We start from the raw sequence: 13,506 nt of genomic DNA, 5'->3' as shown, positions 1-13,506 counted from the left end.
TAAGGCCGTTGGCCGGGGTTTCTACTACCATTTTCCCAAATTCCTCCGCTCCCATTGCCTTGCTGCGCCACCCGTTTCTGTCCATCTGGCCTGATTTTTGCCTAGTTTATACCATACCCTTTTCTGGGTAGGACAGAATTAAAGACAGCCCGGCCACTCGAGCCGGGTTTTGTGTTTTCAGGAAGTTCGCCGGTTAAAAGCCACCCCTCAGCCTGGACCGACGGTTTTTGTTCGGGACCCGATAGCCGCCCGGACCTCCGGTTTTATTGGTACAGATTTTGCCCGGTTGAATCCAGAAACATCCGTAACTTCTTTTATTTTTGTGCAAACAATATTGAAACATTTCGGATATTGTAACCAGCACTACCGCGAGAGCTTCCCATAAAATGTTGTATGTATGACAAACTTATTCACTAAATCAAGAGAAACCGTCATTGCCGGCCAATTTAAAGGCCACGCCACTGTTTTCTCCGTCAGTCCATCGACCCGGTTTGAACGCCGTTGCCATATTTTGTACGAATCCTACAGCCGCCTGATTGAAGACGGCGAAAAGGTCTTGGCGGCCGATATTCTGAGCATCATGAAATCGGTGCTCGACGACGAAATCAACGCCCTGCACACACCTTCCCTGAACGCCAACAAGCCGGTTTCGGAGAGTTTCTGAGCCGCGCACCTTTCCAGCGTCTAGGGGCTCCCGTCACCAGATCCAGAGCCGCCGAAGCACCGTTTTCCGGTACTGCTTTGGCGGTTTTTTTTGTCCAACCAACGGGAGCGCTTCACAACCGTACGGAAAAGAGGATGACGCTCCGGCTGAAAAACCGGGTCTCTTTACGAGCCCTTAAAGGCCGTCAGCTTTTTCAGGGTTTCTGCGGCCAGCCAGCGGGTCAAGTCGCCCGCCGGAAGTTCGCGGCTCAGGGAAGCGGCCTGCCCCGACCACAACGGCATGAAGTCGGACGAGCCGGCCGGTTCGGCCTGGGCGCGCAACGGCACCAGCGCCCCGCCCGCCCGCGGAAACTCCGGCACGGCATCGGACAAAGGCCCCAGTTCGCGAACCAGCCGATTGACGATGCTGCGGGCCGGGCGGCCCGTAAACACGTTGGTAAGGATGGTATTGGCATCGGTTGCACGGTGCAGCGCAGCGCGGTAGAGGGGCGAAAGTTGGGCTTCCGGACAAAACAAATAGGCTGTCCCCAGTTGAACCGCCGATGCGCCGAGCGCCAGGGCGGCCACAATGCCCCGGGCATCGGCGATTCCGCCCGCAGCAATCACCGGGATTTTCACCGCATCGACAACCTGCGGCACCAGCGCCATCGTTCCGGCCTGGGTCGAAACATCCCGGCTCAGAAAAATACCCCGATGACCGCCCGCTTCGGCCCCCTGCGCAATCAGGGTGTCGCAGCCTGCCGCTTCCAGCCAGCGGGCTTCGGCCACGGAGGTCGCCGACGACAACACCCGGGCTCCGGTAGCCTTGACGCGCGCCACCAGCCGCCGGTCCGGCAGACCAAAATGGAAACTGACCACCTCGGGCCGAAGCTCCTCCACCAAGTCACACAAGGGCTCGTCGAAAGGAGCGCGGCTGGAGGTGGGAACGGAGCCCTGAGGGTCAATCCCCAACTCGGTATAGTAGACTCCCAGAAGCTGCCGCCAGCGGTTTTCGCGATCCGGGTCAGCGGGGGGTGACGGGTGGCAGAAAAAATTGAGGTTAACCGGTTTTTGGGTCTGCTGCCGGATCGTTCGGAATTCGTCCCGGATTTGTTCGGCGGTCAATAGCGCACCGGGCAGCGAACCCAGCCCGCCCGCTGCCGAAACCGCAACCACCATTCTGGACCCAACCGATCCGGCCATCGGGGCCTGAATGATCGGGAGGTCGATGCCCAGCAAGTCCTGAATTCGTTGATCCGGCCACATACTTTGGGAGTTTTGTTCGGACGCAAAACTATTTATAAATCCCACAAAGCCGCCGTTCGTTTCGACAAAACCGGATGCCCCCAATCATTTTTTTGCCCCGAACAAACTGTCCAGAAGCGTACAAAAACTGTCCGTTTCTGGACAGACCAACGGTGACTAAACCGCCCTGATTCACGCGCTGCAGGCTTTTATGCCTTTGGCAAGGCATTTGTTATACATTTACACAACTAATGTTTCAGCACCGTACGAACGGCGTTTTGCCGGTCATCTGAATGAAAAGCAACGGGTTGAAGCCTCCAACTGCCATGAACCGCCTGTCCAACCGCCCTACTTTAGGATGAAACCGCCCGAACCCCGTCCCCCCCGCTGGGCCATCTGGCTGTTGCAGCTTTTGTGTCCACCCAATCGGGCCGACGAAATGGAGGGCGATCTGGAGGAACTGTTTCGGCAACGGCTTCCGCTGGTTGGCCGTCGGAAAGCCCGCTGGCGCTACGTTCGGGATGTGCTGAGTTTGTTGCGTCCATCGCTTCTGAAGCGCGATTCTGCCGACGATTATTCTCTCTCACCTTTTTTTCTAAGCCCCGTTATGCTCCGGAATTATTTCAAAATTGCCTTCCGAAACCTGCTCAAGAACAAGGTGTATTCCTTTATCAACGTCGCGGGACTGGCAACCGGCATGGCCGTTGCGATGCTGATTGGTTTGTGGATTTACGATGAACTGTCCTTCGATTCGTACCACGCCAACCACCGCCGACTGGCGCACGTGATGGGAACGCAGACCTACAACGGCCAGACGGAAACCTACGCCAATATTGTTGTGCCGCTGGAGAACGAACTGCGGACCCACTACCCCCAGGACTTCAAGCGCTTGTCCCTGACCTGGAACAGTACCAACATTCTGGCGGCTGGTGAAACGAAAATCTCGCAGGCCGGGATCTGGGCGCAACCCGATTTTCCGGAAATGCTGACGCTCACCATGCTGAAAGGTAGCCGGGACGCCTTCAACGATCCGTCCTCGGTGTTGCTGTCGGAGTCGGTGGCGGTTGCCCTTTTCGGGGATGAAAACCCGGTCAATCAGGTCATCCGGATTGATAATAAAACCGACATGAAGGTGGCCGGCGTGTATGAAAACCTGCCCCGCAACACCTCCTACGCCGATGTGCAGTACATCCTGCCCTGGCAAAACACGGCCAACCGGTGGAACACCCAGACCTCGGCCTGGCGGAATCACGGCTGCTCGCTGCTGGTGCAGGTGAGCGATCAGGCGGATTTCACGCAGGTGTCGGCCAAAATAAAAGACATTATTTTGCCGCACATCAAGGAAATCGAATACACCTCGCTGCATCCGATGGATCACTGGCGTTTATACACCGATTTCGAAAACGGCAAAGTGGGCAGCGGGCGCATCCAGTTTGTCTGGCTGTTTGGCATCATCGGCGGGTTCGTGCTGCTGCTGGCCTGCATCAACTTCATGAACCTGAGCACCGCCCGCAGCGAGAAACGGGCGAAAGAAGTTGGCATCCGCAAGGCCGTCGGCTCCCTGCACGGCCAGTTGATCGGCCAGTTCCTGAGCGAATCCCTTCTGGTGACGTTCATTGCGCTGGCGTTCACGCTGGTGCTGGTGCTGGCAACGCTCCCGGTTTTCAACCAACTGGCCGACAAGTCGATTGTCCTGCCCGGGCGCAATCCGGTTTTCTGGCTCATGGCGCTGGGTTTCACGCTGTTCACCGGGTTTGTAGCGGGCAGTTACCCGGCGTTTTACCTGTCCAGTTTCCGGCCGGTCAAAGTATTGAAAGGCACCTTTCAGGCCGGGCGGTTTGCGTCGGTCCCCCGCAAAGTGCTCGTCATCACGCAGTTCACCGTATCGGTTACGCTCATCATCGGCACCCTCATCGTTTACCGGCAAATTCAGTACGCCAAAAACCGCCCGGTGGGCTACACCCGCGACGGACTGATTACGGTCGTGATGAATACGCCGGAACTATACAGCCGCTACAATGCGCTGCGAAACGAGCTGATCGAGTCGGGAGCCGCAGCCAATATGGCCGAATCCAACAGCTCGCCCACGCAAATCTGGTCGAACAACACCGGTTTCAACTGGGAAGGCAAGGACCCGACCAGCGATCCGCTATTTGGCACCATTGCCGTCACCCACGATTTTGGCAAAACCGTCGGCTGGGAAATCGTGGCGGGTCGGGATTTCTCAAGGGATTTCCCCACCGATTCCGGCGCGTTCATCCTGAATGAATCGGCCGTCAAACTGGCCGGTTTCAGCCAGCCAATCGGCAAAGTGATGCGCTGGAACGACCGCGATCACGTCATCACCGGCGTGGTGAAAGACATGGTGATGGAGTCTCCCTTCAAACCGGCGCACCCGACGGTTTTCCACCTCGAATACGGCTGGGTCAACCTCATCACGGTCCGCATCAATCCCAGCCTGCCGATGCGCGACGCGCTGGATAAAATGGAGACGGTTTTTCGGAAATTCAGCCCGGGCAGCCCGTTCGAATACAAATTCACCGACGACGAATACGCCCGCAAATTTTCCGACGAAGAACGCATCGGCAACCTGGCGACCTTCTTCGCCGTTTTCGCGATTTTCATTAGTTGCCTGGGTCTTTTCGGACTCGCTTCGTTCGTGGCCGAGCAGCGCACGAAGGAAATCGGCGTCCGCAAAGTGCTGGGCGCGTCGGTTTTCAACGTCTGGCGGCTGCTGTCCCGCGATTTTATCCTGCTGATAGCAATTTCCTGCCTGATTGCCGGGCCGTTGTCCTGGTATTGCATGAACAGCTGGTTGCAGCAGTACGATTATCGAACGACCATTGCCTGGTGGATTTTTGCGGTTTCCGGTCTGGGAGTCCTGGTGATTACGTTGTTGACCGTCAGTTATCAGGCCATCCGGGCGGCTTTGGTCAACCCGGTCAAAAGTCTGCGCAGCGAATAGGGCAGCGGCTAGGGGGTGGTTGGCGGTAAAAACCGGTTCAGTTGCAGGCCCTGCCCATTGACCGCCGTCACCAGAAGCGGGTCAAGTCCGCGGCCCGCCAGCCAAACCGAGCGCCGGGCGTCGCCGGTAACAAAAAAACCGCTTTCGCGCGGCAACAGGGGCTTGAAATGGCCGCGACCGTCGCCCAGCAGCACCAGCCCGAACGAGGCATCCTGCCGCCCCATGTTTACTTCGTTCGGGTAAAAATTGCCGGTCAACACCGCATCCAGCTTCCCGTCGCGGTTCACATCCTGAACCACAATGCCGAAAACTGGGGATTGTTGGGCCAGGAGCGGCAGCGGAGTCAGCGTAAACTCGCCGTTGCCCCGGTTTTCGACGTAGGCACTCTGGAGATAAGTGGCCTCCGCCCGATAAGCGCCGTCGAGGTCATCCGGGCTCAGCAACTCGTCGAAGGTCACCTCCGCGTAGTCGGCGTAGCGCTGGTATTTTCGCCGAAACTGGATGACCTGCTGGTTCAGCGCGTCGCGCGGAATGGCCGGGTAGCTGACGCCCCTGATGAAATAGCCCATCAGGGGATCAAAAGTGCCGTCTTTGTTGAAATCTTTCGCTACAATCCGGATCGGCTCTTTTTCCGACGCCCGGTACAGCGTATTCAGCCCTTCGTTGCCGACGATGTAGTCCACGTCGCCATCGTTGTCAAAATCCCCCTGCGCCAGGGCGTTCCACCAGCCGGTGCACGGCGTGAAGGAGCGAATAGGGGAATGCGTGAAGGATTTTCCCCGCTCATTTTTCAGCAGCGTCAGGGGCATCCATTCGCCGGAGAGCAACAGGTCGGGAAAACCGTCTTTGTCGGGATCAGTCCAGAGGGAGGCACACACCAGACCGGCTTTGAGCAAATCCGGACAAAGCGGGGCCGTAACGTCCGTAAAGCGGCAGGAGCCGGTTTTGCTGTCGTTGCGCAACAAATAACTCCGGGCCGGAAGCGGGTACTGACCGGGAATCTGCCGCCCGCCCACGAACAAATCCAGGTCGCCGTCGCGGTCGTAATCGGCGGCCACCACGCAGGAGCCACTGCCGGAGAGATCGGGCAGGGTATTCGCCGGGGCGGGGCTGAAATCACCCCGGCCATTGTTCAGGTACAACCGATCCTGGTAGAACGCCCGGTCCGACGCGGGCCGCTCCGCTCCGCCCTCCACTACGTACAGGTCCAGATCCTTGTCCCCGTCGGCATCGAACAGCAAAGCCGCCGTGTCGTCGCGATTCGGGTGAACGGGAAACGGTTTTTTGGTAAAACCGCCGGTTTTGGTCCGCAGCAAAAAACCGGCTTCGCTGCCCTGGTACGTTCCACCCACAAAGCAATCGTCCAGCCCGTCGCCGTTGACATCGCCCGTGGCCAGCGCAAAACCGCTGCGCGACAGCATTTTGTGCAGAGCCGCCGTTTGTTTGAAATCCACAAAGCCCGACGAACGGTGTTGAAAGTCCACCGGAATCTGGTCGGTCACCGCGGCAAACAGGAGTTCGACCGCCGGTTTTGGGGGCGGTATGTCGTCCTTCACCGCGCGGTTGGCATGAACGATCAGCCGCTGGTTGGTCTTGACCCGGTAGTGCCGTTGCCGCCTGCCGCCCGGCCATTCGACGAGCATCGAATCGACAACCGCCGATTTTCCCAGCCCGAAATGCAAAACCGGCTCGACCGACGACAGAAAACCGCGTACCGGCGACAATTCGGCGTACTGCATCTGCCCGCCCGCCCAGAGCGTCACTTTCGTTCCGATTCCCTGCCGGTTGCCGGATTCACCGTCGAGCCGGATGGATAGATACGGGGCCGGCTGGTGCTGCTGCGACTGGTTTAGGTACACCAGCGCTTCGGAGTCGATGGTGTTGACGACCAGATCCAGGTCGCCGTCGCCGTCGAGATCGGCGTACGCGGCCCCGTTGGAATAGGACCGGTCATCGAGTCCCCACGCCTTCGAAACATCCGTAAACGTCAGATCGCCCGCGTTGCGGTACGCATAATTCGGCACCTGCACTTCCGGCACTTTCCGGATCAGTTCCTCCCGTTTTTCCTTCTGAAATTCCGCCGTTCCAAAACCGGAAAACTCCTCGGTGAAGGAAATAAAATCCCGGTCGGTCACATCCCGGCGGTAGCCGTTGGTGATGTACAGATCCTTCCGACCGTCGTTGTCGTAATCGGCCAGCAGCGCGGCCCAGCTCCAGTCGGTTTTTGCCACCCCCGCCAGCAGCCCGATTTCGCTGAAAACCGGCACCGCATCCTGACCCGGTTTTTTCAACGGCTCGCCCAGATTCAACTGCAGCGAGTTGCGCATGTACTGCATCTGGTAGCGATAGGGTTCGGCAATGCTCAGTTCCTTGCGGTCGTAGTCCTGCCCGGCCAGCATCTTTTTCTGGCGCGCATTCTCTTCCGGCAGCATGTCGAGCTGGAAAATATCGGGTAAGCCGTCGTTGTTAAAATCGGCCACATCGACGCCCATGCCGTAGAGGCTCGTGTGCGCCGTGGCCTGCCGAATGACGTTGGTGAAGGTGGGGGCTCCGGGGGCGGTTTTTCCGTTGTTCAGATACAGCATGTCGCTGCTGATGAAGTCGTTGGAGCAGTAAATGTCGGGATAACCGTCTTTGTTCAGGTCGCTGACGGCCAGCCCCAGCCCCAGGCCTTCGTAGACAATGCCGGCCGGTTTGGAAACGTCTTTGAAAACCGGGTGTCCCTGCGGCCCGACGCCTTCGTTGCGGTACAGCCTGCCGGTGCTGGGGTACGATCCATCGTTGATCGGGACCCGCAGGTAATTCGGGTTCTGCAAATCCGGGCCCGTGTTGAGCAGGTACGCATCCAGATCGCCGTCGAGGTCGTAGTCAAAAAAGGCGGTCTGGGTCGTGAACGAGGCATCGGCCAGGCCGTATTCGGCGGCCATTTCCTTGAAAACCGGCGTTATTGTCCTGATTTTATTCCACTGGTTGATGAACAGCAGGTTTTCGGACTGCGGCAGACCCGGGTGTTTGGCCACGCTGACGTAAATATCCAGCCAGCCGTCGCCGTTGACGTCGGCCATCGAAATACCGGTGCACCAGCGATTGGTTTTCAAACCGGCGGCTTCGGTTATATCCTCAAACTGTACCTGCTTCGTAACGGGGTCGATGCGGTTCAGGTAAAGCCGGCAACTCACCTGATTGCCGCCAAAAAAGACATCCGGTCGGCCGTCGTTGTTCACATCCCCGATGCCGACGCCCCCGCCGTTGTAGAAATTGGTGAACGTAAAGGCATTGACCTGATCGGTCGGCTGGAGATTGTTGGCAAAGGTAATGCCGGTTTTATCGGACGGAAGGCGCTCAAAAAGGGCCAGCTCCGACTGGCGGCAGGCCCCGCAGACCCCCAGCAGACCGATAAGATAACGACCGATAAAAGAGAAAAACCGCATGAATTTTGCTGACTAAACTGCTGCCTGAAACTAATAAAGCGAGGAGCAAGCGGTTTTTAACCGTTGCCCCCCGCCCGTTTCCTATTTCATCATGGTTATCGTCGGCTCATTAATAGCCCGGATTCTGGTCAGTAGGTTCGATTTTGGGATTGTTGTCGACTTCCTGCTGCGGAATCGGCAGCAGTTCGTGTTTGCCTTTCTGGAAATACGTAAACGGCTCGGCTTTCAGCTTACCGGCTTTCCGCCAGCGCAGAATATCGCGGTTCCGGATCTGCTCCCCGCTCAATTCCACCCGCCGTTCGTGCATGATGGCCGTCATCACCTGGTCTTTGGTGCTCACCGGAAAAGCCGCCGTCGGGTACGCGGGCATGTTGACGCTCTTGCGGGCGCGCACCAGGTTGAGGTATTTCACGGCTTCGGCCGTTGTCCCGATTTCGTTTTCGACCTCGGCCATCGCCAGCAGCGTTTCGGCATACCGCATGATCCGCTGGTTGATGCCCCCCGTCAGATACGACTGATCGGTTTTGTACATCAGCGAGAATTTCCGCCAGCTTACTTTCAGCGCCTGCCCGTCGACGGTCGATGCGTTGCCATTCTGAGCGGCATCTGTCAGCGTGTTCTTGTCGAGGTTATACTTATCGCCCGTCACGTAAAACGACTTGGCAAACCGGGGGTCGCGGCCCGTGGCGGTTTTTTCAAACTCATTGAGCAGGCTGTTCGACGGAATGACGTTCCGCCAGCCGATGGCTGAATACTCCTGCGTCCGCACGGTTTCGGTTCCGGCCGTAGCGCCGTTGCCATCGGCATCCCAGTTGTAGTTCCCGCCCGCCGGGAAGAAGTTAATTTCAAAGATCGACTCTTTGTTGAATTCGGTTTCTTCCAGGAAGTTATCGCTGTATTCATCCACCAGGCTATAGACGCCGGAGGTGATCACTTTTTGCAGTTCGGTTCTGGCGTTCGCGTAATCGGCCTGTTGCAGATACACCCGCGCCAGCAGCATCTGGGCAGCGCCTTTGGTGGCCCGGCCCAGGTTGTCGGCGTTGTAGGTAGTCGGCAGGGCTTCCTGCGCGGCTTTGAGGTCAGCGACGATAAAATCGTAGACTTCTTTCTCGGGCGAGCGCGGCAGGGCGCCTTCGACGGAGGTCACGTAACTTTTATACAGCGGGATATTGCCCCACATCGTCACCAGATCAAAATAGGCCCAGGCGCGCAAAAACCGGGTTTCGGCCAGCAACCGGGCTTTATCAGCCGCCGGCAGATCCGCCACTTTTTCGGAGAGATCGAGCGTGGCATTGGCCCGGTGAATCATCCGGTAGAACCCCTGCCAAACCGACCCGGCTACGCCATTGTCCGTCGTGTAACTTCCGATCAGAATCTGGTTGCGGGGCGTTTCCAGTTGTCCACCCCCGGCAGCGACATCGTCACTGCGTAAATCGTGCAGAAAAAACCATTCCCGCGAGGTGAGGGCATTGGCTTTTGCCAGTGCGTAAACGGCATTGACGGCACTGGACAGTTCGGCGCCGTTCTTGTAAAACGTGTCGACCGTTACTCCGTTCGGATTTAATTTGTCCAGATCGCTTTCCTGACAACCCACCACAAGGCCCAGAAAGAGAATACCGGAAAGAAGAAATTTATTTTTCATTGGAATCTTCGTTAAGGCTGTTCATTAAAAAAAACCGCTTTTTTAAAAACCGATGTTCAAACCGATCAGCAACGTACGCGGTTGCGGATACTGGCCGTAGTCGATCCCGTTGGTCAGCAATTTGCTCGCGTCACCCGCACTGCCGTTGATCCCCACTTCCGGATCGAGTCCCGTGTATTTCGTAAACGTCAGCAGGTTTTGGGAGGAAACGTAAATGCGTGCTTTCGTCAGCGTATTGGCCGTAAACCGGCCCAGAACCGACGCCGGAATGGTATACCCCAGGCTCAGGTTTTTCACCCGCATGTACGAACCGCTTTCGATAAAACGATCGGAGGTCCGGCTGTTATTGTTCGGGTCACCGCTGATGGCCCGGGGCACGTCGGTCCCGGTATTGGTGGGTGTCCAGGCATTCAAAACCTCTTTCCCGGCGTTGAACAGCCGCAGCATTCCCTGCTCAATAACTTTGGTACCATTGTACAATTTGTTGCCGTAAACGCCTTGCAGGTAAACCGTTAGGTCAAAGCCTTTGTAGTTCGCGCCGAAATTAACCCCGTAGCTGAACTTGGGGATGTAACTGCCCAGGTAGACCCGGTCGCTGGCATTAACGACGCCATCGCCGTTGACGTCCTTAAACTTGATATCGCCGGCAGATGTGTTCTTCGTGGGATCGTGCGCTTCGCGGCTATCCGGCCGGGATTGCGGTTTTGGTGAACTATACACCTCATCGACCGATTGGTAGATGCCTTCGACCAGATACCCGTAGAAGGACTGAATAGGCTGACCGGCTTCCGTTTTTGTAATGTCAGCACCGCCAAAATCCGCATTGGATCCGGAGTAGATGGTGGCGCTCGGCGTTGCCAGACTGGTTACTTCATTGCGGGTTATGTCGAGGTTGGCCGACACGTTCCAGCGGAAGTCGCCTTCGTTCTGGTTGTAACCCACCTGAAACTCGTACCCCCAGTTTTTCATGCTGCCGATGTTGGCTAATGGCGACGACGAATAGCCGATGGAGTTCGGAATCGGGACGCTCAGCAGCAGCCCGTTGGTTCTGCGGTTGTAAACTTCCCCCGTAAACGTCACTTTGTTGTTGAAAAGGCCCAGATCGACCCCGATGTTGGTCATTTTCGTGGTCTCCCACCGCAGGTCAGTATTGCCGAGCGACGCAAAATACGACCCGAGCACTTTGTTGGCCCCGAACACGTAGTTGGTGTTGTCGGCCGAAATCAGCGACTGCCAGGCGTAGCTTCCGATGCTGTTGAAACCGGTTTCGCCGTAGCTGGCCCGCACTTTCAGTTCCGAAATCGACGGTACGGCTTTCAGGAATTCTTCTTCGCTCACCCGCCAGCCCAGCGAAGCCGAGGGGAAGGTTCCCCATTTGTTGCCGGGCGCAAACCGCGACGACCCATCCCGGCGAACCGAGCCGCTGATGAGGTATTTGCCGGCAAACTCGTAATTGACCCGACCAATGTAGGAAATCAGACTGCTTTCGTCGCGGGTGCTCGTCACACCGGGGTTCGAAATCCCCTGCAACACGTCGATGTCATTGTTGGGCCGGAACCCGTTTGCGTTCAGACTTGAACTGCGGAAACTTTGTTTTTCGGCAACGGCCGTTACATTGATGTAATGCTTGCCAAACGTTTGATCGTAGGTCAGCTGGTTGGTCAGGATGGGCGAATAATACGAGGTTCGGTTGTCCTGAATATCGGCCTGCACGCGGCTTTTGTAACCATCGTTATAAATCGGAAAAATGTTGTTGCCGATGTTGGTCACCACATCTGCCCCGAAGCTAAACCGGTATTTCAGGAAGCTCGTGAATTTGACTTCCGTAAACAGCGTTCCCAGCAATTTGACCCGCTGGTTGTAGCTCTGATCCTGCAGGGCAATCCGTACCGGGTTGTCGGGGTCCGTACCGTCAGCCGCCGTCGGCGAGCTGTAACCGCCTACCTTCGTCGGGTCCGAAACCGGCCAGTAGGGCAGGTTCCGGATGGCCTGCATCACTGCCGTGCGGCCGCCCCCGAAGCCCTGCTCACCCCGCATTTTGTCGTACGAAATCATCAGGGTCTGCCCGAACGACAGAAATTTATTGATCTGGTGGTCGGAATTCAGCCGGACGTTGGCCCGTTTGTAGTTCGTCCCGATCAGAATGCCTTCCTGGTCGAAATAACCGGCCGAGGCAAAAAACCGGGAGACGCTGTTGCCGCCCGATACCGAAAGCTGGTGCTGCTGAATGGGCGCCGTGCGGAGCATCACATCCTGCCAGTCGGTTTCGGTTTGGGCAAACGTCTGGGTCGCGCCGTCGTAAATGGGCGTATTCAGGTTGCTCAGGCGCGCCGGCATCGCAATTTTGGCGTTACCCAGCAGCGCCGTTGCGTACTGGCTGTATTCCTGGGTGTTCAGCAAATCCAGTTTTTTCCAGGCGCTCTGCGTCCCGAAATACGTATCGAAATTCACGTGCAGCTTCCCATCCTTCGTGCCTTTTTTGGTCGAAATGATCACGACGCCGTTGGAAGCCCGCGACCCGTAGATGGCGGCTGCGCTGGCGTCTTTCAGGACTTCCAGGGATTCGATGTCTTTCGGGTCGAGGTTGTTCAGGTCACCCGACGGCACGCCGTCGATTACGTACAGCGGCCCCGATGCGTAGTTGATCGAACCAACCCCCCGGATGCGTACGATAGGCGCCTGTCCCGGACTTCCGTTGTTGACAACCCGTACGCCCGGCACCCGGCCCTGCATGGCCGATTCGGCGCTGATCACCGGCAGGGCCGTCAGGTCTTTCGGGGCTACCGACGAAACCGCCCCCGTGACCGACGCCCGTTTCTGGGTTCCGTACCCGACCACCACCACTTCCTCCAGCGCCCGTTCGTCCTGCACCAGCGCAACGTTCAGCGAAGTCCGGCCGTTGACCGGTACTTCCTGCGTAACGTAGCCGACAAAACTGAAAACCAGCGTGGAATTGCCCGGCACATTGAGCGTGAATTCGCCCTGACCGTTGGTGGTGGTGCCCCGGGTGGTGCCTTTGATGACCACGCTGACGCCGGGCAGGCCGTCGCCGTTGGCATCCGACACTTTCCCGCTTACATCTTCCACCAGTTTATCGGCCGAAAGCACCGAATACCCGATGCGTTCGAGCCTGATCAGGTTGACATCCGCCGACGTGACGGGTTCGCTCCCCGACTGGGGGTCAAATCCCTTCTTTTCAATCTGGTTTATTTTCCGCAAAAACCGGTTTCCCTTTTCTTTGCTGGCCACAATGACGTAAAAGTTGGCCTGAATTTTCTCGAACGTCAACCCTTTGTCGGTCAGCAGGTTGGTCAGCGCTTCCTCGACCGTACGCTCCCGGTGACCGTTCAGTACCACTTTGGTATCGACCAGATCCGTCCGGTAAATAAACGAAACCCGGTATTGCTTTTCCAGTTCCGATAACGCAGCCCGAAGGGTGACCACCGGCGCGGCTACGTCTTTTTGCTGCCGCCACACCCGATGTCCGTTCGCGGCAATCAGCTGGGCCTGGCTCGGCAAGCTTCCGATCAGTAGCATTCCCCCTAGAAAGAAACCTATTTTTTTCATGCGTAAGTAGAGTT

The 13,506-nt window shown here is 57.3% G+C and carries 6 protein-coding genes; 2 read left to right on the top strand and 4 right to left on the bottom strand.

Annotated features, from left to right (window positions below):
• The first annotated feature begins 397 nt into the window (after positions 1-397).
• Positions 398-664, top strand: a complete 267-nt coding sequence (locus ACYVHX_RS05320) for a hypothetical protein (protein WP_460670586.1) — start codon at positions 398-400, stop codon at positions 662-664.
• A 164-nt stretch (positions 665-828) separates the two neighbouring features.
• Here the strand turns inward: ACYVHX_RS05320 and ACYVHX_RS05315 are convergent, their stop codons facing one another.
• Entirely contained in the window at positions 829-1,908 is a 1,080-nt protein-coding gene (locus ACYVHX_RS05315; RefSeq protein ID WP_460670585.1) for an NAD(P)H-dependent flavin oxidoreductase, read from the bottom strand.
• A 337-nt stretch (positions 1,909-2,245) separates the two neighbouring features.
• Between ACYVHX_RS05315 and ACYVHX_RS05310 the strand changes: the two genes are divergently transcribed.
• Positions 2,246-4,852: an ABC transporter permease gene (locus ACYVHX_RS05310; protein ID WP_460670584.1), complete on the top strand. Its 2,607-nt coding sequence runs from the start codon at positions 2,246-2,248 to the stop codon at positions 4,850-4,852.
• An 8-nt stretch (positions 4,853-4,860) separates the two neighbouring features.
• On the opposite strand, the gene ACYVHX_RS05305 is transcribed toward ACYVHX_RS05310, so the two are convergent.
• From ACYVHX_RS05305 to ACYVHX_RS05295, 3 genes are all read right to left on the bottom strand, one after another.
• On the bottom strand, positions 4,861-8,283 hold the full coding sequence (locus ACYVHX_RS05305; protein WP_460670583.1) for a VCBS repeat-containing protein: 3,423 nt from the start codon (positions 8,281-8,283) through the stop codon (positions 4,861-4,863).
• 109 nt (positions 8,284-8,392) lie between these two features.
• Entirely contained in the window at positions 8,393-9,925 is a 1,533-nt protein-coding gene (locus ACYVHX_RS05300; RefSeq protein WP_460670582.1) for a RagB/SusD family nutrient uptake outer membrane protein, read from the bottom strand.
• A gap of 42 nt (positions 9,926-9,967) precedes the next feature.
• Positions 9,968-13,492, bottom strand: a complete 3,525-nt coding sequence (locus ACYVHX_RS05295; RefSeq protein ID WP_460670581.1) for a SusC/RagA family TonB-linked outer membrane protein — start codon at positions 13,490-13,492, stop codon at positions 9,968-9,970.
• Positions 13,493-13,506: the final 14 nt, after the last annotated feature.

It is taken from the genome of Larkinella ripae (assembly GCF_054780775.1).
The sequence above is the reverse complement of the archived record's forward strand: the minus strand, read 5'-3'. Positions and strand labels throughout refer to the sequence as shown.

Coding starts and splice junctions, on each gene's coding strand:
- ACYVHX_RS05315 (WP_460670585.1), bottom strand. CDS start 1,908: ATGTGGCCGGATCAACGAATTCAGGACTTGCTGGGCATCGACCTCCCG.
- ACYVHX_RS05320 (WP_460670586.1), top strand. CDS start 398: ATGACAAACTTATTCACTAAATCAAGAGAAACCGTCATTGCCGGCCAA.
- ACYVHX_RS05300 (WP_460670582.1), bottom strand. CDS start 9,925: ATGAAAAATAAATTTCTTCTTTCCGGTATTCTCTTTCTGGGCCTTGTG.
- ACYVHX_RS05295 (WP_460670581.1), bottom strand. CDS start 13,492: ATGAAAAAAATAGGTTTCTTTCTAGGGGGAATGCTACTGATCGGAAGC.
- ACYVHX_RS05305 (WP_460670583.1), bottom strand. CDS start 8,283: ATGCGGTTTTTCTCTTTTATCGGTCGTTATCTTATCGGTCTGCTGGGG.
- ACYVHX_RS05310 (WP_460670584.1), top strand. CDS start 2,246: ATGAAACCGCCCGAACCCCGTCCCCCCCGCTGGGCCATCTGGCTGTTG.